Annotated in this window: 21 protein-coding genes and 1 pseudogene; 6 read left to right on the top strand and 16 right to left on the bottom strand. The window is 59.9% G+C overall.

Translation table 11 applies throughout. The annotated features are described in order from the left end of the window. The first annotated feature begins 103 nt into the window (after window positions 1-103). Both I5S59_RS22330 and I5S59_RS22325 read left to right on the top strand, forming a co-directional pair. The gene (locus tag I5S59_RS22330; RefSeq protein ID WP_197878513.1) at window positions 104-1,057 is read left to right on the top strand and encodes a flagellar protein MotY; all 954 of its coding nucleotides are present in this window, start codon (window positions 104-106) and stop codon (window positions 1,055-1,057) included. A gap of 129 nt (window positions 1,058-1,186) precedes the next feature. Beyond that, complete coding sequence (locus I5S59_RS22325) at window positions 1,187-2,404, top strand: argininosuccinate synthase (RefSeq protein WP_128324098.1); 1,218 nt, start codon at window positions 1,187-1,189, stop codon at window positions 2,402-2,404. A 42-nt stretch (window positions 2,405-2,446) separates the two neighbouring features. On the opposite strand, the gene I5S59_RS26490 is transcribed toward I5S59_RS22325, so the two are convergent. Beyond that, complete coding sequence (locus tag I5S59_RS26490; protein ID WP_232239916.1) at window positions 2,447-2,956, bottom strand: hypothetical protein; 510 nt, start codon at window positions 2,954-2,956, stop codon at window positions 2,447-2,449. 421 nt (window positions 2,957-3,377) lie between these two features. On the opposite strand from I5S59_RS26490, the gene I5S59_RS22315 reads away from it, so the two are divergent. Beyond that, complete coding sequence (locus tag I5S59_RS22315; protein WP_197878512.1) at window positions 3,378-4,004, top strand: response regulator transcription factor; 627 nt, start codon at window positions 3,378-3,380, stop codon at window positions 4,002-4,004. Window positions 4,005-4,081: 77 nt separating this feature from the next. Here the strand turns inward: I5S59_RS22315 and I5S59_RS22310 are convergent, their stop codons facing one another. From I5S59_RS22310 to metG, 8 genes and pseudogenes are all read right to left on the bottom strand, one after another. Then, window positions 4,082-4,255 (bottom strand): PA3496 family putative envelope integrity protein, encoded by a 174-nt coding sequence (locus tag I5S59_RS22310; protein ID WP_197878511.1) that lies wholly within the window; start codon window positions 4,253-4,255, stop codon window positions 4,082-4,084. Window positions 4,256-4,360: 105 nt separating this feature from the next. Then, window positions 4,361-4,999, bottom strand: coding sequence for an endonuclease III (gene nth, locus I5S59_RS22305; RefSeq protein ID WP_197878510.1), 639 nt, complete (start codon window positions 4,997-4,999; stop codon window positions 4,361-4,363). Further along, window positions 4,996-5,526: an Rnf-Nqr domain containing protein gene (locus tag I5S59_RS22300; RefSeq protein WP_197878509.1), complete on the bottom strand. Its 531-nt coding sequence runs from the start codon at window positions 5,524-5,526 to the stop codon at window positions 4,996-4,998. The genes nth and I5S59_RS22300 overlap by 4 nt, the downstream gene beginning before the upstream one ends. Beyond that, window positions 5,519-6,136 carry an RnfABCDGE type electron transport complex subunit G gene (locus I5S59_RS22295; protein ID WP_197878508.1) on the bottom strand — a complete coding sequence of 206 codons (618 nt, stop codon included), beginning with the start codon at window positions 6,134-6,136 and terminating at the stop codon, window positions 5,519-5,521. The genes I5S59_RS22300 and I5S59_RS22295 overlap by 8 nt, the downstream gene beginning before the upstream one ends. Further along, window positions 6,133-7,077, bottom strand: a complete 945-nt coding sequence (locus tag I5S59_RS22290) for an RnfABCDGE type electron transport complex subunit D (RefSeq protein WP_420066467.1) — start codon at window positions 7,075-7,077, stop codon at window positions 6,133-6,135. The genes I5S59_RS22295 and I5S59_RS22290 overlap by 4 nt, the downstream gene beginning before the upstream one ends. A 43-nt stretch (window positions 7,078-7,120) precedes the next feature. Beyond that, window positions 7,121-7,954: pseudogene (rsxB, locus tag I5S59_RS22285) on the bottom strand (electron transport complex subunit RsxB); the annotation flags it as partial. Beyond that, window positions 7,951-8,532 (bottom strand): Rnf-Nqr domain containing protein, encoded by a 582-nt coding sequence (locus I5S59_RS22280; protein WP_197878505.1) that lies wholly within the window; start codon window positions 8,530-8,532, stop codon window positions 7,951-7,953. The gene I5S59_RS22280 and the pseudogene rsxB, both read right to left, overlap by 4 nt. Before the next feature lie 90 nt (window positions 8,533-8,622). Next, window positions 8,623-10,662 carry a methionine--tRNA ligase gene (gene metG, locus I5S59_RS22275; RefSeq protein WP_197878504.1) on the bottom strand — a complete coding sequence of 680 codons (2,040 nt, stop codon included), beginning with the start codon at window positions 10,660-10,662 and terminating at the stop codon, window positions 8,623-8,625. A 156-nt stretch (window positions 10,663-10,818) separates the two neighbouring features. Between metG and apbC the strand changes: the two genes are divergently transcribed. Next, window positions 10,819-11,913, top strand: coding sequence for an iron-sulfur cluster carrier protein ApbC (gene apbC, locus I5S59_RS22270; RefSeq protein ID WP_197878503.1), 1,095 nt, complete (start codon window positions 10,819-10,821; stop codon window positions 11,911-11,913). 146 nt (window positions 11,914-12,059) lie between these two features. Here apbC and I5S59_RS22265 read toward each other — a convergent pair whose 3' ends face one another. Further along, entirely contained in the window at window positions 12,060-12,269 is a 210-nt protein-coding gene (locus I5S59_RS22265; RefSeq protein WP_028943495.1) for a cold-shock protein, read from the bottom strand. Between the two features lie 350 nt (window positions 12,270-12,619). Here I5S59_RS22265 and dcd point away from each other — a divergent pair, with 350 nt between their 5' ends. Both dcd and I5S59_RS22255 read left to right on the top strand, forming a co-directional pair. Continuing rightward, entirely contained in the window at window positions 12,620-13,186 is a 567-nt protein-coding gene (dcd, locus tag I5S59_RS22260) for a dCTP deaminase (RefSeq protein WP_028943496.1), read from the top strand. 99 nt (window positions 13,187-13,285) lie between these two features. Then, the gene (locus tag I5S59_RS22255; RefSeq protein ID WP_197878502.1) at window positions 13,286-13,519 is read left to right on the top strand and encodes a hypothetical protein; all 234 of its coding nucleotides are present in this window, start codon (window positions 13,286-13,288) and stop codon (window positions 13,517-13,519) included. A 3-nt stretch (window positions 13,520-13,522) separates the two neighbouring features. Here I5S59_RS22255 and I5S59_RS22250 read toward each other — a convergent pair whose 3' ends face one another. From I5S59_RS22250 to I5S59_RS22225, 6 genes are all read right to left on the bottom strand, one after another. After that, the gene (locus I5S59_RS22250; protein ID WP_197878501.1) at window positions 13,523-14,287 is read right to left on the bottom strand and encodes an ABC transporter ATP-binding protein; all 765 of its coding nucleotides are present in this window, start codon (window positions 14,285-14,287) and stop codon (window positions 13,523-13,525) included. A gap of 24 nt (window positions 14,288-14,311) precedes the next feature. Then, on the bottom strand, window positions 14,312-15,427 hold the full coding sequence (locus I5S59_RS22245) for a succinylglutamate desuccinylase/aspartoacylase family protein (protein ID WP_197878500.1): 1,116 nt from the start codon (window positions 15,425-15,427) through the stop codon (window positions 14,312-14,314). Window positions 15,428-15,434: 7 nt separating this feature from the next. Beyond that, entirely contained in the window at window positions 15,435-16,145 is a 711-nt protein-coding gene (locus I5S59_RS22240; protein ID WP_197878499.1) for an ABC transporter permease, read from the bottom strand. Continuing rightward, the gene (locus I5S59_RS22235) at window positions 16,142-16,870 is read right to left on the bottom strand and encodes an ABC transporter permease (RefSeq protein WP_197878498.1); all 729 of its coding nucleotides are present in this window, start codon (window positions 16,868-16,870) and stop codon (window positions 16,142-16,144) included. The genes I5S59_RS22240 and I5S59_RS22235 overlap by 4 nt, the downstream gene beginning before the upstream one ends. 54 nt (window positions 16,871-16,924) lie before the next feature. Then, on the bottom strand, window positions 16,925-17,707 hold the full coding sequence (locus tag I5S59_RS22230) for a transporter substrate-binding domain-containing protein (RefSeq protein WP_197878497.1): 783 nt from the start codon (window positions 17,705-17,707) through the stop codon (window positions 16,925-16,927). A gap of 117 nt (window positions 17,708-17,824) precedes the next feature. Beyond that, complete coding sequence (locus tag I5S59_RS22225) at window positions 17,825-19,876, bottom strand: c-type cytochrome (RefSeq protein WP_232239915.1); 2,052 nt, start codon at window positions 19,874-19,876, stop codon at window positions 17,825-17,827. Window positions 19,877-20,130 lie beyond the last annotated feature (254 nt).

Raw genomic sequence — 20,130 nt, 5'->3', positions numbered from 1 at the left:
GGTGAATGCTACCGGAAAAGCCGGGTTCGAGCACTCGCTATCAAGTTTTGCCGGGCCTGACCGATAGCCTGCGGGTATACCGTGAAATTTTGTGGAGCCGCCCGTGCGCCAGCGTTATCTTGCCCTGCTCAGTGTGTTTGCCTGCCTGCCCGCGACAGCACTCACGTTCCAGACCCGTCTGGAGAATATCGAGTGGAAGGTCGAAGGCGATCAGTTCGAGTGCCGATTGGTCCAGCCGGTTGCCGATTTCGGCAGCGGTGAGTTCGTGCGTCGTGCCGGTGAGCAGGCCACCTTCCAGTTGCGCTCGAGTACTAACGTGCTGGGCACGGGGGCAGCGACCCTGCTCGCGGCCGCAGCGCCCTGGCAGCCGGGGCGCGGGGACATCAACCTGGGCTCGGTGCGCATGGCCCGCAACGGAGTGCTGTTCAATAGCAGCCAGGGCCAGGCCAGCCGCCTGATCAACGGCCTGCTCGACGGCCGCAGTACCGTGGTGCGCAATTATGCGGGCGAAGCCGGGCGTTCGATGGAAGTGCGTTTGTTGCCGGTGAAATTCAGCAAGGCTTACGCCGATTATCAGCTGTGCGCCGCCAAACTGTTGCCGATGAACTACGACCAGGTGCGCCAGACCCGGGTCGGCTTCCCGGGCGGTGGTATAGACCTGGACGCAGATGCCAAAGCGCGTCTTGACGTCATTCTGGCCTTCCTCAAGGCTGATCCTACGGTCAACCATATTGAACTCAACGGCCACTCGGACAACAGCGGCAATCGCCTGACCAACCGTGACCTGTCCCGGCGCCGGGCCCTGGCGGTCATGGAGTACCTGAAAGCCAACGGCATCCCGGAAGACCGGATCACCGTGCGTTTTCATGGTGAGCGTTATCCGCTGGCGGCGAACAACTCGGCCGGCAATCGCGCGCGTAATCGGCGGGTGAATGTCGAACTCGATCGCGTTGCGCCGGTAGAAAAACCGGTAGAGCAGGCCGCGCAGAATCCGCCGGCGCCGGTCTCGACACCCGCGGTGCAGAACGACGTCGGCACGTCGTCTGTTAAGTCCTGAGGTGCGACCGTCCGTCGCGCCGTCGACAGTTCCTGTCGCTTTGTCGTCACAAGCTGTCGCCCCACTGTAATTTTTTCGGCAAGGCCGGTAGAATCAACGGCTTTCCGTAAAACCCCGTGGAGTGATGGCATGGCGGACGTAAAAAAGGTCGTACTGGCGTATTCCGGCGGCCTTGATACTTCGGTGATTCTCAAGTGGCTGCAGGATACCTACAACTGTGAAGTGGTGACTTTCACCGCCGACCTGGGGCAGGGCGAAGAGGTCGAACCGGCCCGCGCCAAGGCTCAGGCCATGGGCGTGAAGGAAATCTACATTGATGACCTGCGCGAAGAATTCGTGCGCGACTTCGTCTTCCCGATGTTCCGCGCCAACACCGTTTACGAAGGCGAGTACCTGCTGGGTACTTCCATCGCTCGTCCGCTGATCGCCAAACGCCTGATCGAAATCGCCAATGAAACCGGCGCCGACGCCATTTCCCATGGTGCGACCGGTAAAGGTAACGACCAGGTGCGTTTCGAACTGGGCGCCTATGCGCTCAAGCCGGGCGTCAAGGTTATCGCGCCATGGCGTGAGTGGGACCTGCTGTCCCGCGAGAAGCTGATGGACTATGCCGAGAAGCACGCGATCCCGATCGAGCGTCACGGCAAAAAGAAATCTCCGTATTCGATGGACGCCAACCTGCTGCACATCTCCTACGAGGGTGGGGTGCTGGAGGATACCTGGACCGAACACGAAGAAGACATGTGGAAATGGACCAAGTCGCCAGAAGCCGCGCCGGACGTTCCTACCTACCTGGAACTGACTTACCGCAACGGTGACATCGTTGCCCTGGACGGCGTTGAAATGACCCCGGCCACCGTTCTGGCCACCCTGAACCGCATTGGCGGTGAAAACGGTATCGGTCGTCTGGACATCGTCGAGAACCGCTATGTCGGCATGAAGTCCCGTGGTTGCTACGAGACCCCGGGCGGCACCATCATGCTGCGCGCTCACCGCGCCATCGAGTCGATCACCCTGGACCGCGAAGTCGCTCACCTCAAAGACGAGCTGATGCCCAAGTACGCCAGCCTGATCTACACCGGCTACTGGTGGAGCCCGGAGCGTCTGATGCTGCAGCAGATGATCGACGCTTCCCAGGTCAACGTGAATGGCGTCGTGCGCCTGAAGCTGTACAAGGGCAACGTCATCGTTACCGGGCGCAAGTCCGACGACTCGCTGTTTGATGCCAATATCGCGACCTTCGAAGAAGACGGCGGTGCTTACAACCAGGCCGATGCTGCGGGCTTCATCAAGCTCAATGCGCTGCGCATGCGTATTGCAGCAAACAAGGGTCGTTCGTTGATCTGAACCCCCGTTGAGAAAAGCCCCGGCCATGGCCGGGGCTTTTTTTTACCTGTCAATCGGCTGAGTGTTCAGTGTCGTGCGCGTGCCGGTCTCCAGGTTGTAAACAACCCAGTGAGTGCCATGTGACTCCGCCTGATTCAGTGCGAGCATTACAAAGTGCTGGGTTAGTTGATTGGCTTTTGCGCCGCTCAACGTAATGGCCACTGTCGCGAGGGAAGTATTGTCGATCGGGGTGTTGTCCTCTTCAGTGTGGGTTTTTAGTTGCATTGTTTCATTTGCTTCGATGTTGTCCTGTGTTTTCGGCGTAATGGCTATGGGCGGAGCAATAGCGTTGTTTAGATTCGTGGCTGGCGGTGTAAACAGCGTTTTGTTGTTGAAGTTGAGCGTCAGGAAGAATAATACGGTGAGGAAAAATGGAAAGCCGACCAAGAACCACGTGTATATGCTCTGACTGTCCTCGCTTAAAAAAGGCAGCGATGCCAGTGCGGAGGCTTCGATAATGCCGGCGAAAATCGCAATGATGGTCAAAGGGCTTTTCGGCTCTGCATTGCTCATGGCCGTCTCCTCCGATTCGAGTTAGCCGTAATGCAGTTAACCGTGAAAAATCGCTGAAAGGGCACCGGGTGGTGTTTCTGTTTGGAGAACTTATTACCCTTTAAATTGGGTGGGTCTTATAGGGTTTGGTAAATATCAAACGACGGTATAGGATTTTTCCTGCGCGTTTTATGGTGTTGTTGACTGGGTTGTATTTGTCGTTTGGTGTTACTTTGAGTCATGAAGATTGGTCTGCACTTCGGGGTGGCTTTAACGCGGCTATTGGCATCATAAATGCCAAGTTTTGTAGGACCAATCCTTTGTAGGTGTAGGTTTTATCCTTGTGTGCATTTGCTCGCGGGCGCTGCAATACAATAAGCCTTGTGACTAGGCTATTGTGCGGGCTCAAAAAAAATCGAACAGTGAACAATTGGATCTGCCCATGAATAAAGTGCTGATCGTGGATGATCATCCGGTCATTCGCCTGGCGGTACGCATGCTGATGGAGCGGCATGGTTATGAAGTCATCGCGGAGACGGACAATGGTGTAGACGCTTTGCAACTGGCGCGCGAACATGACCCGAACATTGTCATTCTGGACATCGGCATCCCCAAGCTCGATGGCCTTGAAGTCATCGCCCGCCTCACCTGTACCTGCCCGGGGGCCAAGGTGCTGGTATTGACCTCCCAGGCACCGGGGCACTTTTCAATGCGCTGCATGCAGGCGGGGGCCGCTGGCTATGTCTGCAAGCAGCAGGACCTCACCGAGTTGCTCAGCGCAATCAAGGCGGTATTGTCGGGCTACAGCTACTTCCCGAACCAGGCCCTGCATTCGGTACGCTCCAACCTGGGGGGCATCAGCGAGGCAGACATGGTCGAGCGTCTGTCGGGGCGGGAGATGATGGTGTTGCAGCAACTGGCCCGCGGCAAGACCAACAAGGAAATTGCCGATGGCATGTTCCTCAGCAACAAGACAGTCAGCACCTACAAGACGCGGCTCCTGCTCAAGCTCAATGCGCGTTCATTGGTTGATCTGATCGAACTGGCACAACGCAACGGCCTGGTTTGACGAAGCGGTAAGCAAAAAAGCCTCCATCAAGGAGGCTTTTTTGTGAGGATGTAGCAGGTGTGCTTGAGAGTGAAGGGTCAGAGATCGAAATCGTAGTCGGCCAGTTGTTTCTTCAAGCGGCGCTCTTCCAGAAGGTTGTCAATGGTGCGACGTTTGCTCAGGTTGGTCTTCGCTGTTTCAACCGGTTCGTCAATCGGATCCTCCGCAACCACTTCGTCATCTACATCCAGGTCTTCTTTATCGGTGCTCATAAGTCACTCCAAGCCGAGAGGGCCATTGGCGCACCTTATAGCGAGAATCCGTGAGCGGGTAAAAAAGATTTTTTCAATCGGCCAGGCACAGTTTTAACTATCTTCTCAATCGTCCGAGGTTTTCTGCTTGTATTCGCACAAGTCTTCGATACGGCAACTGCCACAACGCGGTTTGCGTGCGAGGCATACATAGCGCCCATGCAGGATCAACCAGTGATGCGCATCGAGCAGATAGGCTTTGGGTACAAACTTCATCAGCGCTTTTTCCACTTCAAGCACTGTCTTGCCCGGCGCAATACCGGTGCGGTTGCTGACCCGGAAAATGTGCGTGTCCACTGCCATTGCCAGTTGCCGGAATGCCGTGTTGAGTACCACGTTGGCGGTTTTTCGACCCACACCGGGCAACGCTTCGAGTGCCTCGCGGGTTTCAGGCACCTGGCTGCCATGCTGTTCAATCAGTAGCCGGCAGGTCTCGATGACATTGCGGGCCTTACTGTTGTACAGGCCGATGGTCTTTATGTACTGCGAAAGTCCTTCTACGCCCAGTGCATAGATGGCTTCCGGGGTATTGGCGACCGGATACAGTTTGGCCGTCGCCTTGTTCACGCTGACGTCAGTGGCCTGGGCCGAAAGAATGACCGAAATCAGCAGCTCGAAAGGGGTGGTGTAGGCCAGCTCTGTCTTGGGCTCAGGGTTGTCTTCGTGCAGCCTGCGAAATATTTCCAGGCGTTTGGCAGCATTCATGGGTCAACGCTTTCCTTGACGGCGTGAGAGGGCTTGGTGCGGCAAACCCGGTTGTACAGGGCAAGCAACAGGCCCAACAGAAACAGTGCACCAGGGAGCAGCGCAGCCAGACGGATACCCGCCCAGTCCGCGAGCACTTCGCGGCATGCCCCCAGTGCGACACACAAGGCGGCAAATGCGCCTAGCCATTGGGCGACGTTTTGCCAGCGACGATGTTTGCCTTGTGCATGTTCGAAAACCACGCATTGTACGGCGATCAAGGCCGGATAGGGGCTTAGCGACTGGTACAGCGGCAAGGCCCAGGCACGCAGCCCCAGTTCCAGGCAGGTGGCTAACATGGCGGCCAACAACACGCTGGCCAGCATCCTGGCACGAGTCTCCAGCCAGCGCTGCAGCGGGTTCATGATCAGGTGATGGAGGCCAATCAATGTCACGCAGAAGGCGGCAATGGCGCACGCGCCGAGCAGCGTCTGGGTTGCACCCAACAACGGCGCCAGGCTCACTGCAGCCAGCCAGTGTCTATTCATCCCGGTCTTCTCCGAGCAAGCGTTGGCGGTGATCGTCGAAGTAGCGCAGTGCATCGTGTACGGCATGGATGACGGCGCGTGAGGTGACTGTTGCTCCTGCCAATTGGTCGAACTGGCCGCTGTCGCGCTTAATGGCCCAGCTGGCATCGGCTGTGGTCTGACGGCTCGCCCCGTTGAAATGCTCCAGCCAATGGTTGCCGGTTTCCACCAGTCTTGCGCCCAGACCAGGCGTTTCCTGCTGGCGCAGTACCTTGGTGCCGATGACGCGCCCCTGGTTATCGATAGCGATCAGCAGCTCGAGAGGCCCGCCGTAGCCCTGGGCTTTGCAGTGAAGCACCACGGCGGTGGCCTGGCCGTTCAATGTGGCGCGATAGCCTGCCACCAGCTGACTGTGTGCCAGAACGGAGTCTTCCAGCGCCAAGGGTGCGTCCAAAGGCTGGTTGTCGTAGGACGTTGGCGGCAGAACACTCAACCAGGTGCGCGCCTTGAGCTGCTTCTGTGCCAGGTTGATGGTGGGTGAGAACACGTGTTGCCAGGTTACGGCGATACCGACCGTCAACAGGGTGATCAGCACCAGCAGCACCGCACTGCGAACGGTTATGCGGTTCATGATGACACCGCTTGCCGACGCCCGGCCCAGCGCTCCAGTGCCGGTACACAGAGGTTCATCAGCAGTACCGCAAAAGCGGTACCGTCGGGATAGCTGCCCCAGGTGCGAATCAGGTAGATCAGCACGCCAATGCCGATGCCGAACAATAGCCTTGCCTGAGGCAACCTGGGCCCGGAAACCGGCTCTGTAGCAATGAAAAATGCCGCCAGCATGGTGGAGCCGCTCAGCAGGTGCAGCAACGGAGAGCCGTTGGAGTCGGAGCCCGAGCCGTTCCAGCATAGAAGGCTGATGACAAACAGACTGGCCAGCAGACCGACCGGTGCATGCCAGCTGATGATCTTGCGGTTTAGCAACAGCAATCCGCCCAGCAGAAACGCCAGGTTGACCCATTCGCCGCCTTTGCCGCCGTAGTGGCCAAAGCCCGGATGGCTGGCGAACAGTTCATCCAGGGTCAGGCTGCGGTTATTGCGCAAGCCGTCAAGGATCGTTGCCTGCACCCAGGCGTCCGGCTGTTCGCTGCTGCTTACGCCAAATACGTGCTGCACGCTGGTGGCGAGATCCAGTAATTGCGCACCCGGCCATTGGGTCATGTGCTGCGGGAAGGTCAGCAAGACCACGGCATAGCCCAGCATGGCCGGGTTGAACAGGTTTTTACCCACGCCACCATAGAGGTGTTTGCCCACGGCGATGGCGCTTGCGGTGGCAATCACCGGGATCCACCAGGGGGCGTAGGCGGGGAGTGCGACAGCCAGCAGCGTGGCACTGACCAGGGCGCTTCCATCATTGAGCGAGGCGAGGACTGGCAGGCGCTGCAGTTTGAGTAGCAATGCTTCGCTCGCCAGGGCGGTGGCCGCACAGAGGAACAACGAGAACAGCAACCCCCAGCCATGTTGCCAGAGCAGTGTCAGCACACCGGGCAGGCAGGCCAGGAGCACCAGCATCATGCTGCTGCGCAGGCGCTCCTGAGTGTCAGTGGCTGGCATCGGCGCTGACCGGTTGCAAGGCCTGTAGGTGGGCCTGGGCGGTTTGGGCCTCCAGCTCGAGTTCCGCCAGTTGTGCCCGCTGCGCATCGTTGGGCGCTTCACCAAAGGCGGTTCTGGCTTTGCTGAGCTGTGCCCGGCTCATGGCGGCAGCGATCTTGGCCTTTTTCAAGGCAGCATCGGCGGCGGCTGCTTTTTGTGCCTTTACTCGCTCGATAGCCGCTTTGATCGGATCATCGCTGACCACTGTCTGGTTGCTGGCTGCTGGGGGACGTTGAATGCGGTTTGCACGCTCGGCCTGTTTGCGCGCTTCTTCGCGTTGCAGCCGACTGTTGCGCAACTCGAAGCGTCGCCGTGCCTGATTGCGTTTTTGGCGGCGTGCGGCCAAGGCTTCGGCATCTGTGGCCAGGCCACCGACAATCGGTATGATGTTGCTATTGGCTTCGAGTGGTAGCAGGTCGATGCAGTCCACCGGGCAGGGTGCCACGCAGAGGTCGCAGCCCGTGCATTCGGTGCGGATCACCGTGTGCATCAATTTAGCCGCGCCGACAATCGCATCAACCGGGCAGGCCTGGATGCATTTTGTACAGCCGATGCATTCGGCTTCGCGGATGAAGGCAACCTGAGGGGGCGCGCTACCGCGTTCGGTGTCCAGGGCAATGACGGGTACGTGCAGTAGCGCAGCCAGGGCGGCGATGGTCTCGCTGCCACCGGGCGGGCATTTGTTGATCGCCTCGCCCTTGGCCAAGCCCTCTGCATAGGGCTTGCAGCCAGGGTGGCCACACTTGCCGCACTGGGTCTGCGGCAGCAGGGCGTCGATGCGTTGAATCAGACTCATGATGTAAATAATCCGTTGAAGCCGAGAAACGCCAAAGCCATTACCCCTGCCCCGATCAAAGCAATCGGCCAGCCACGAAGACTCACGGCAATCGCCTCATTGTCGCTGCGTTGAAGCAGATCGGCGAACAGCCCCAGGGCCAGCCAGAACCCCAGGCCGGAGCCCAGGCTCCAGGCCAGGGTCTGAACGGCACCGTAACCGCCTTCAGTGACCTGCAGGGTTAGACCGAGCAGTGCCACATTGCTCAGCAACAAGGGCATCAAACCGTCAAAGGGCAAAGTGGGAACTGCGCGCGACAGCAGGCTTAGCAATGGTTCGATCAGCACGATACACAGGGGCAGGAAAACGAACAGGCGAAGGTATTCAAGTTGCAAGGGTTGCAAGGCGTAGAGGTAAATCAACCGGCCCAGGTTGCAGGTCACCACCAGTAGCGCAAGCGTTGACAGGCCCAGGGCATGAAGTCGACGGCGGTCACTTTCCCTGGACGCGTTCAAGACCGGGTCGATGGCCAGTCCCTGGTGCAGGACCAGGTTGTTGATCAGCGCGGCGCTGATCAGTGCCAGGATGAATTCGCTCATGGAGGTGCACATTGCCAAGGCTGTTCGCCATTATCCGGCAATGACGCAAGGATGAGAACGCCCCGGACGCAATTGTCCGGGGCGAGCGGCTTACTTGATGCGCTGACCTGGCTTGGCGCCGCTGTCAGGGCTGAGCAGGTAGATTTCTTCACCGCCAGGGCCGGCGGCCATGACCATGCCCTCGGAGACGCCAAAGCGCATTTTGCGTGGCTTGAGGTTGGCAATCATCATGGTCAGGCGACCTTCGAGTTTGGCCGGGTCCGGGTAAGCCGACTTGATGCCGGAGAACACGTTGCGCTGCTCGTCACCGATGTCCAGAGTCAGGCGCAGCAGCTTGTCGGCACCTTCAACCGCTTCGGCCTTGAGGATCAGGGCGACACGCAGGTCGACGGCGGCAAAGGTGTCGAAGTCGATCTCGGCCGACAGCGGGTCTTTGCTCAGCTCGCCGTTGCCGGTGGCTACGGAGGTCTGGCTGGCAGCCAGGTCTTCCTTGCTGGCGGCGACCATGGCCTCGACCTTGGCAGGCTCGATACGGTTCATCAGCGCCTTGAACGGGTTCAGCTTGTGGTTGGTCAGGCGTGTCTGGTGGTCATTCCAGGTCAGCGGAGCGACGTTGAGGAATGCCTCGGCGTCGGCGGCCAGCAGCGGCAGTACCGGCTTGAGGAAAATCACCAGCTGGCGGAACAGGTTGATGCCCTGGGCACAGATCGCCTGGACCTCGTCCTGCTTGCCTTCCTGCTTGGCCAGCGACCACGGCGCCTTGTCGGCGATCCAGGCGTTGGCGCGGTCGGCCAGGCCCATGATTTCACGCATGGCGCGAGCAAAGTCGCGGCCTTCATAGGCTTCGGCAATGCCGGGTGCGGCAGCGAGGAAGGCTTCGGTCAGCTCTGGCGCGGCGTCGCCGTCGACCATTACGCCGTCGTTGCCCTTGTGGATGAAGCCGGCACAGCGGCTGGCAATGTTGACCACTTTACCGACCAGGTCGGAGTTGACCTTCTGTACGAAGTCTTCAAGGTTCAGGTCGAGGTCGTCGACGCCACGGCCGAGCTTGGAGGCGTAGTAGTAGCGGAGGTATTCCGGCGCCAGGTGATCCAGGTAGGTGCGGGCCTTGATGAAAGTGCCACGCGACTTGGACATCTTCGATCCGTTGACCGTCAGGTAGCCGTGCACGTTGATGCCGGTCGGCTTGCGGAAACCGGCGCCTTCGAGCATGGCCGGCCAGAACAGGGCGTGGAAGTTGACGATGTCCTTGCCGATGAAGTGGTACAGCTCGGCCTTGGAGTCCTTGTTCCAGAACGCGTCGAAGTCCAGCTCGGGACGGCGGGCGCAGAGGTTCTTGAAGCTGGCCATGTAGCCGATCGGCGCATCGAGCCACACATAGAAATACTTGCCCGGCTCGTCCGGGATCTCGAAACCGAAGTACGGCGCATCACGGGAGATGTCCCATTCCTGCAGGCCGGCATCCAGCCACTCGGCGATCTTGTTGGCCACGGCGTCCTGCAGGGTGCCGCTGCGGGTCCATTGCTGGAGCATGGCCTGGAAGTCAGGCAGCTTGAAGAAGAAGTGCTGGGAGTCCTTGAGCACCGGCGTGGCGCCGGAAATCGCCGACTTGGGGTTCTTCAGCTCGGTCGGGGCGTAGGTTGCGCCGCATTTTTCACAGTTGTCGCCGTACTGATCTTCTGCCGCACACTTGGGGCAGGTGCCCTTGATGAAGCGGTCGGCCAGGAACATTTTCTTGTCCGGGTCGAAATACTGGGTGATCGAGCGGGTAGCAATGTGCCCGGCTTCACGCAGCTTGAGGTAGATCTGGTTCGACAGCTCGCGGTTTTCTTCGGCGTGGGTCGAGTGGAAGTTATCGAACTCGACCAGGAAATCGGCGAAGTCGCCGCTGTGCTCGGCCTGTACGGCGGCAATCAGCTGCTCGGGGGTAATGCCTTCCTTTTCGGCGCGCAGCATGATGGCCGAGCCGTGGGCGTCGTCGGCACAGACATACACGCACTGGTTGCCGCGTAGTTTCTGGAAGCGCACCCACATGTCTGTCTGGACGTACTCGAGCATATGGCCAAGGTGAATGGAACCATTGGCATAGGGCAGGGCGCTGGTGACGAGAATCTGACGTGGCTCGGACATGGGGGCTCGGCTACTTTTTTCGGCTACTAGAGATGAAACGGTGATCGGCCACTATAAAACGCCGGGAAATTTATTTCACCCCATGGACGTAACTCCGGTTGTCTTGCGGGTTAGCATAGTGGTCTGTTTTGCTCAGTCTTTATCACGGGAGTCTCCATGAGTGCCGTCACTCGCGCAGCCGTCGAAGCCGTTCTTCGCCAATACACCGATCCTTACCTGAACCAGGACCCGGTCAGCGCCGGCTGTGTGCAGGCCATCGATATCCAGGGGGCACGGGTCAATGTCCAGCTGCAGCTGGGTTATGCCGCCGGCCTGTTCAAGAACGGCTGGGCCCAGGTGTTGCAAACGGCCATCGAAGGTATCGATGGCGTGCAGGTGGCGCAGGTCCAGATCGACTGTGTGATCGCCGCGCACAAGTCCCAGGCCCAGATTCCGGGTATGGCCAACGTCAAGAACATCATCGCCGTGGCTTCGGGCAAGGGCGGCGTGGGCAAGTCCACGACCGCTGCCAACCTGGCCCTGGCGCTGGCCCGTGAAGGTGCGCGGGTGGGCATCCTCGATGCCGACATCTATGGCCCGAGCCAGGGGGTGATGTTTGGCATCCCCGAGCGCACCCGCCCGCAGGTCCGTGATCAGAAGTGGTTCGTGCCGCTCAAGGCGCACGGTGTGGAAGTCATGTCCATGGCATTCCTGACCGACGACAACACGCCGATGGTCTGGCGTGGCCCGATGGTTTCCGGCGCCTTGCTGCAACTGGTCACCCAGACCGCCTGGGACAACCTCGACTACCTGGTGATCGACATGCCGCCAGGCACTGGTGATATCCAGCTGACCCTGGCGCAAAAAGTCCCGGTGGCCGGCTCGGTGATCGTCACCACCCCTCAGGACCTGGCGTTGATCGATGCCAAGAAGGGCGTGGAGATGTTCCGCAAGGTCAACATCCCGGTATTGGGTGTGGTCGAAAACATGGCCGTGCACATCTGTTCGAACTGCGGCCATGCCGAGCACCTGTTCGGTGAGGGTGGCGGTGAAAAGCTGGCGTCCCAGTACAGGGTAGAGCTGCTGGCCTCGCTACCATTGTCGATGTTGATTCGCGAGCAGGCCGACAGCGGCAAACCGACAGCCATCGCTGAGCCGGAAAGCCAGATTGCCATGGTTTACCAGGAGCTGGCCCGCCAGGTGGGCGCGCGTATCGTGTTGCAAGAAGCGGCTACGCCGGCGATGCCGAATATCACCATCAGCGAAGACTGATCGGGCATTCGCGGGTAAACCCGCTCCCACAGGGTCAGGGCAGTCCTTGAGTCCTGTGGGGGCGGGGTTACCCGCGAATTTTTCGCAGGGCAAAAAAAAGCCCCGCCTGTTAAGGGCGGGGCTTTCTTCAAGCTGTAAAGCAGAAGTTAGATAACTTCTACTTCCTCAGCCTGCATGCCTTTCTGACCGCGAGTAGCGATGAAAGAGACCTGTTGGCCTTCTTTCAGGCTTTTGAAGCCGTCAGCTTTGATGGCTTTGAAGTGTACGAACAGGTCGTCACCGGATTGTGGGGTGATGAAGCCGAAGCCTTTTTCATCGTTGAACCACTTAACGGTACCGGTTTGGCGATTGGACATGGTCTGTCTCCTTGGACAAAGTTAACTACGACTCAGGAAACGCCCTGGCCGAGACTGAGTGCAAAGAGGCAGAAAATTCATGAAGATGGGTTGATCGAGATCTTGCATCAGGTAGATATTCTCAGTGACACGTGCAGCACAGTGGCGTCACCATAACCGTTTTTCCAGAACGTGCCAATGGTCTTGTTGAGCTTTCGCGCAAATCATGACTGACGGTGCTACCGGTCAGCCGCAAAGCCCCGAGATACGTGGATTCGACGCATGACGGCGGATGAAACTTTGAACCAGGCGCCAGGCCCGGTAAGATGCCCCACAGATTTTTTCACCTCGCTACTTTCAGGACACCCGCCATGAGCATCAAATCGGACAAGTGGATTCGCCGCATGGCGCAGGAACACGGCATGATCGAGCCGTTCGTCGAGCGCCAGGTGCGTGGCGAGAGCGATAACCGGCTGATTTCCTTCGGTGTCTCCAGCTACGGCTACGACGTGCGCTGCGCCGACGAGTTCAAGGTGTTCACCAACATCAACTCGGCGACCGTCGATCCGAAAAACTTCGACGCCGGCAGCTTTGTCGATGTCAAAAGCGATGTCTGCATCATCCCGCCGAACTCCTTTGCCCTGGCCCGTACCGTCGAGTACTTCCGTATTCCGCGCAACGTTCTGACCATCTGCCTGGGCAAAAGCACCTACGCCCGTTGCGGCATCATCGTCAACGTGACCCCGCTTGAGCCTGAGTGGGAAGGTCACGTCACCCTGGAGTTCTCCAACACAACTACCTTGCCGGCGAAAATCTACGCCAACGAAGGCGTGGCACAGATGCTCTTCCTCGAGTCCGATGAAGAATGTGAAGTGTCCTACAAGGATCGTGGTGGTAAGTACCAGGGCCAGCGCGGCGTTACCCTGCCTCGCACGTAAGCCGACAAAACGCGGGAATTCCTGGCCGCTTGTGAGCTCCAATGCAGTGAACCGTTTCGCCGGGTAACAGGCCTGGCGAACCTCACCCAGGAGTCGTCCATGAAACTCGACCCGAGCATCAGCGCCAAACTGGCCGTATTGCAGCCCAATCATGTCGGGGTGCTGGCCTGGTCGCTGCTGGCTCATCCGCACCCTCACACCGTCCACGCGGGCGGTGTGCCCGGTCAACCTGACCCCGATACCCCCGATCAGCCACCTCCTGGCGAGGGGCAGCCTATGGAGCCGGGCGAGCCGACCCTGCCAGACGAGCCACCGCCGGCGCCTGTAGCCTGAAACCTATTTCAGGTTGCCACTTAAAAACTGGCGCAGGCGTTCGCTTTTCGGATTTCCGAGCACTTCGGCGGGTGGCCCTTGCTCTTCTACCAGGCCCTGATGCAGAAACATCACCTGCGTCGCCACTTGTCGTGCGAAGGCCATTTCGTGGGTGACCAGAATCATGGTCCGACCTTCCTCTGCCAGCCCTTGGATCACTTTGAGCACTTCTCCGACCAGTTCCGGGTCCAGCGCTGACGTTGGCTCGTCGAAGAGCATGACCTCCGGCTCCATGGCCAGGGCGCGGGCAATGGCGACCCGTTGCTGTTGCCCGCCAGAGAGAAACGCCGGGTATTGGTCAGCTACGCGGGCGGCCAGCCCGACCTTGTCCAGGTAGCGACGCGCACGGGCTTCGGCCTCCTGTTTGCTGACACCCAGTACCCGCCGTGGCGCCAGGCTGATGTTGTCCAGCACGCTCAGATGGCTCCACAGGTTGAAGTGCTGGAAGACCATGGCCAGGCGTGTGCGCAGGCGCTGCAGCTCGTCGGGGTCGGTGACCCGCAGACCCAGGTGGTCATGACTCATGTGCACCGGGTTACCGTCGAGGGTCATGCGCCCCTCGTTGGGTTGCTCGAGGAAGTTGATGCAGCGCAGGAAGGTACTCTTGCCCGAGCCGCTGGCACCGATCAGGCAAATCACATCGCCGGTTTTCGCCTGCAGCGAGACGCCTTTGAGCACATGGTGCTCGCCGTAACGTTTGTGCAGGCCTTCGATTGTCAGTTTGTACATGCGCGAACTCTTGGAAGTGAGTGCTCAAGGCGACAGCAGGTAGCCGCTGCGGTAGGCCTGGTGACCCGCCACGTGGGCAATGACCATGCCGGCCGTAGCCATACGCCGCAACGAGCGGGCGTAAAGCAGTCCGGGCTGCTGGTTGCGCACCGGGGTCACACGGTCATTGAGCGGGTCGATGACTTCTGCGATCAGTTGATCGGCCTCCAGGTACTGCCCGGGCGCTACGTGAAACACCAATAATCCACCCAGTGGGGTCACCACCGGCTCCACACCTGCCAGCGGCGTGGCCGGGTACATCAGCGGCGGCAGTGCGCTGATGCTGCCTTCGATGGCACCGTAATGGTTCAGGTACGCGAGGATCGCCGCGCAATCCTGTTCGGCCAGGGGGTGGCTGACGTCACCCTGACCACGCAATTCGACCGTGACCGAGAAGCTGCCCTGGGGGATCGGGAACTGCTTGGCAAAGCGCTGCTGCAATTGCCACCAGACCAGGGTGAAGCACTCGTCGAAGGATTGTCCGCCCGAGTCGGTGGCCAGCAGGTTGGCCTGGGCGCCAAGGTAGCGTGCCAGCGGCTCGACCAGCGGCCAGGCCTCTGGCGTAGTGTACAAATGGGCGACGGCTTCGAAGTCGCAGTGCAGGTCCAGCACCATCTCGGCGTCACAGGCCAGGCGCTGCAAGGTCAGGCGCTGCGACTGCAAGGGCGTTTTTGCGGGCTGGGCGTCCAGCGCGCGGCGCAGACACTCGCGGATAAGCGTGAGGTTGTGTGCCGGGTCCTGATTCAGGTGGGCTTCGATCTGGTCACCGATGCTGTCGCTCAGGTCGACGAAGTTGCGGTTGAAGTTCTCGCCGCTCTGTAGCTCGTAGCGGCCCAGCGGCACATCCATCAATACCTGTTCGAGGCCGACCGGGTTGGCAATCGGCACCAGCACGATTTCACGGCGCAACGCACCCTGGGCTTCGAGTTCGCCCAGACGCTGCTTGAGGTGCCAGGCCACCAGCATGCCGGGTAACTCGTCCGCGTGCAGCGAAGCCTGAATGTAGATCTTGCCGGCGCCACGTGGGCCGAAATGAAAACTGTGGATCTGGCGGGCGATACCTGGAACCGGGGCCAGAATGTCGTGGGTCGAGTGATGCATATCAGTCCTAGTGAGTCGGTCCTAGAAAGGCCAGCCAGCGCCGTTCGGCGAGGCGAAACAGGCCCACCAGCGCAAAGGTCACGCACAGGTAGATCAGTGCTGCGATACCAAACGACTGGAACGTCAGAAACGTAGCCGAGTTGGCGTCGCGCGCAACCTTGAGGATATCCGGCACGGTGGCGGTAAAGGCTACCGTGGTGGAGTGCAACATCAAGATCACTTCATTGCTGTAATAGGGCAACGAGCGGCGCAGTGCCGACGGCATGATGATGTAAGCATAGAGCTTCCAGCCACGCAGCCCGTAGGCTTTGGCAGCCTCCACCTCACCGTGGTTCATGCTGCGAATCGCGCCGGCGAAGATTTCCGTGGTGTAGGCGCAGGTATTCAGGGCAAAGGCCAGGATCGTGCAGTTCATGGCGTCGCGGAAAAAGCTGTCGAGCATGGGTTGCTCGCGTACTGCCGCCAGGCTGTAGATCCCCGTGTAGCAGATCAGCAACTGGATATACAGCGGGGTGCCGCGAAACAGGTAGGTGTAGAACTGCACGGGCCAGCGGATCCAGAAGCGCCTGGAGACCCGGGCGATCGACAACGGGATCGAACACACAAAGCCGATGGCCAGCGACGCGGTGAGCAGCCACAGGGTCATGGCAAGCCCGGTGATGTGGGTGCCATCGGTGTAGAGGAAGGCACGCCAGTATTCCTGCAGCAACTCGATCATCGGATAGCCTCCCGGGTGCCGACGTTATAGCGCCGTTCCAGCCAGCGCAGCGCGACATTCGAGGCGCTGGTGATAAGCAGGTAGATGAACGCCGCGACCACCAGGAAGTAGAACAGCTGGTAAGTGCTCTTACCGGCATCCTGTGCTGCCTTGACCAGGTCGGCCAGGCCAATGATCGAGACCAGAGCGGTAGCCTTGAGCATGACCATCCAGTTGTTGCCGATACCGGGCAGGGCGTAGCGCATCATCTGCGGGAAGACCACGAAGCGAAAGCGCTGCATGCGCTTGAGGCCGTAGGCAGTGGCGGCTTCGACCTGGCCGCGCGGCACCGCGATGATGGCGCCACGGAAGGTCTCAGTGAAGTAGGCGCCATAAATGAACCCCAAGGTAATGACCCCGGCGGCGAACGGGTCGATTTCGATGTATTCCCATTCCATGTAGTCGGTCAGGTTGGTCAGCCAGGTTTGCAGGCTGTAGAAAATCAGCAGCATCAGCACCAGGTCCGGAACGCCACGGATCAAGGTGGTGTACAGCTGAGCCGGTACGCGCAGCAGGCGTAGGGGCGAAAGCTTGGCGCTGGCGCCGATCAGGCCCAGGCCGACGCTGACCAGCAGCGACATCAGCGACAGTTTGATAGTCATCCAGGTGCCTTGCAGCAGCAGGGGGCCGAAGCCCTTCAAGCCAATTGCCGAGAGCCCCAGGTAGTGCAGGAGGTCTTCGAACATGAACGCAACCTATGCCAGGTGGTACAGGAGCGGGCCTTGCCCGCTCCTGCGCAGTTACTTGCCGCTGTAGAGGTTCAGTTCACCGAAGTGTTTTTTCTGGATTTCGGCGTAGGTGCCATCCGCGTGTAACGCTTCGATACCTTTGTTCAGCAAGGCCTGCAGCTCACTGTTACCTTTGCGGATGCCAATGGCAGTCTTGGATGGCAGCAGCTCGTTGTCGACCGGCTGGCTGACTTCGTAGCCGGCGCCCTGCGGGGATTTCAGGAAGCCCAGTTCGGCCTGCAGCATGTCCTGGATCGAAGCGTCGAGACGTCCGGAAACCAGGTCGGCATAGACCTGATCCTGGTTCTGGTAGGCCTGGGTCTTGACCCCGGCCTTGTCCAGCACGGCCTTGGCGTAAGCCTCCTGAATGGTGCCCTGCTCATAACCGACCGTCTTGCCCTTGAGCGAGGCCGGATCAGCGCTCATGCCAGAGCCTTTTTTGTAGACCAGTGAAGTCGGGCCGGAGAACAGTTCGCTGGAAAAATCGATAACCTTTTCACGCGCCGGGGTGACGGTCATCGACGAGATGACCCCGTCGAACTTGTTGGCCTTGAGCCCCGGGATCATGCCGTCGAAATCGCTTTCGACCCATTTGCATTTGACCTTGAGCTCGGCGCAGACGGCGTTGCCCAGGTCGATATCGAAGCCTACCAGGCTGCCATCGGCAGCTTTGGATTCAAAGGGTGCATACGACGGATCGACGCCGAAGCGCAGCTCCTTGTATTCCTTGGCCAGGGCATTGCCCGCAGCCAGACACAAAGCGAGTGCGGAGAGCGTCAGCCATGCTTTTTTCATTGTGTGTCCTTCGATTCGCTAAGTCGTGGGAAGGCACCGGCCGTTACCGGTCGATGCCTGACATCACAATGACAGCAAGTTTCGCACCACAGTCCTGACGCTCACCTCGGGATCACCTCAGTAACGGGCATCCACCGGTTTGCCGCCATTGGGCCAGTCTTTGACTTTGTCTGCGAAGTCCGGGCGCGGTTGCTGTGAGAACCAGGCGGCGACATCTACCGCCTCCTGATCGCTCAAGCCGCCCTGGCCGAGTGGAAAGCGCCCGTGAAAGCCGATCGGCATATTGCGTTTGACGAACGCTGCGGCGGTGTAGGTGCGCGCCATGCCGGCACCGATATTGAAGGATTGATCGCCCCACAGCGGTGGGAATATCAGGCCGCCGTCTTCGTGGGCCAGCCCTTCACCGCTGACGCCATGACACACCGCACATTGCGTGGCATACACCTGTCGGCCGTTGCCAAGGTCGGGTTTGATCGCCGGATCGATCTTGCCGACACCGCGTCCGGCGACCTTGTCGCCGGGTTGGGTGTTGTTCTTCATCCAGTCGAAATAGGCCACCATGGCTTGCATGTCCGGCGATTGCACGGAGATCGGTTTACCGTTCATTGAGCGGCGAAAGCAACCATTGATGCGCTCTTCCAGGGTAATCACCTTGCCCGCCCGTGGTGCATAGCCGGGAAAGAAAGCGGAGACGCCGACAAAGGGTGAGCCATCGGCCACCGTGCCGGCGTTCAGGTGACAGCTGGTGCAATTCAAGGCATTGCCGACGTTGTCGGGCAGCAGCGCCTTGGTTTGCAGGTGCAGGCGCATGCCACGGATGACCTGATCGGCGTTCGGGGCCATGAGCAGGTCGGCCAGGCGCGGGGTATCGAAGGTCGTGGTATCTGCAGGTTGTGGGTTGAGCGAATCGCGCAGCTTTTTTACCTGGGCAGGGGTGACCGCCGAACTGTTGTTGCCCCAGCGGCTGCGCACGAAACTGAGAATCTCGGCAATCTCCTGATCGGCAAGGCGATCGAAGCCGGGCATGCTGAAGACCCGCGAATGGGTGGCGGTTTGCGCCGACTTCCAGCCGGTCAGGGTGATGTGCAGCAGCGACGTCGGGTCGCGTGAGGCAACGCTCGGGTTGCCGGCCAGTGGTGGAAACATGCCTGGCACACCGGCCCCATCGGTGCGGTGGCAATCGCTGCAGAACTGGGTGTAGCCCAGCCCGCCACGGCTGCTGAACAGGTCGTCTGGCGCCGAGGCCCGGGTCAGAGGCAGCGCCGGCATCGGGCGGTCATTTTCACCCGGTGGCAGCGACTTCAGGTAGCTGGCGATGGCAGTCAGGTCGGCGTCGCTGAAGTGCTGGGTGCTGTGATGAATCACATCGACCATGTTGCCGGAGACCGTTGCAAAACGGTTTTGCCCGGTTTTCAGCAACTGCACGGTATCCGGTACGGTCCACAGGTTGCGCAGGCTCAGCGCGCGCCAGTGTTCCACGGTCTCGCCGGCAAGGAAGTGCTTGCCGCTGCTGCCGGCGTCGCTCATGGCCTTTTCCTGGAAGGCGATGCCACGCGGGGTATGGCAGGCACCACAATGACCCAGGCCTTGCACCAGATAAGCGCCACGGTTGATCAGCGCAGGGCGTTTGGGGTCGGGTTCGAACGGCTGGTCGTCGAGAAATACCCAGTTCCACAGTGCCAGCCCCCAACGCATATTGAACGGCCAGCTCATCTGCGCCGGCAGATCCGCCTGGTTGACCGGCGCCACGTCTTCCATCAGGTAGGCGTACAGCGCACGCATGTCCGCTTCGGTCATCTTCGCGTAGGACGGATAGGGCATGGCGGGGTAGAGGTGGGTGCCTTCGGCATTGACCCCTTCGCGCATGGCCCGGTCGAATTGTTCGAAGCTGTAGCGGCCGATACCGGTGTCCGGGTCCGGCGTGATGTTGCTCGAGTAGATCGTGCCCATCGGCGTCTGCAACTGCAGGCCGCCTGCCATCAATGCGCCCTGCGGCGCCGTATGACACGCGATGCAGTCACCGAGTTGGGCAACATATTTGCCGCGATCGATCAACGCCGTGTCGACCGGCTCGGAATCCGTTGCCGCTATCGGCTCACGGGCATGAAGAACAGGGATCAGTAGCAGGGTCATGGCGCACAGGGCCAGACGCGAACGGACGGAAGCCATTGCATATTCCTTTATTCGCCCGGCCTGGGAGGTCCCTTCATGCGGGCGTGCAATCGTTTTTATGATTCATCAGGCAACGCTGGGGCGTGAGTACGTCCCAGGCTGGTTGTAGAGGATTTGTACGCGAGGGCTGTTGATTTGGATCAGCGCAGCCGGCATTGCGCCCGCTGCGAGGGCGGGGGTTCTTTCCCGGCCCCCCGCGACGGGGCTTGTTTGCGTAGGCACCCTCAAAATTATGGGGGTGGAGCGGCCGG

It is taken from the genome of Pseudomonas alkylphenolica (genome assembly GCF_016009175.1).
Lineage (GTDB): Bacteria > Pseudomonadota > Gammaproteobacteria > Pseudomonadales > Pseudomonadaceae > Aquipseudomonas > Aquipseudomonas alkylphenolica_B.
This window is presented reverse-complemented; position numbering and strand designations above follow the sequence as displayed.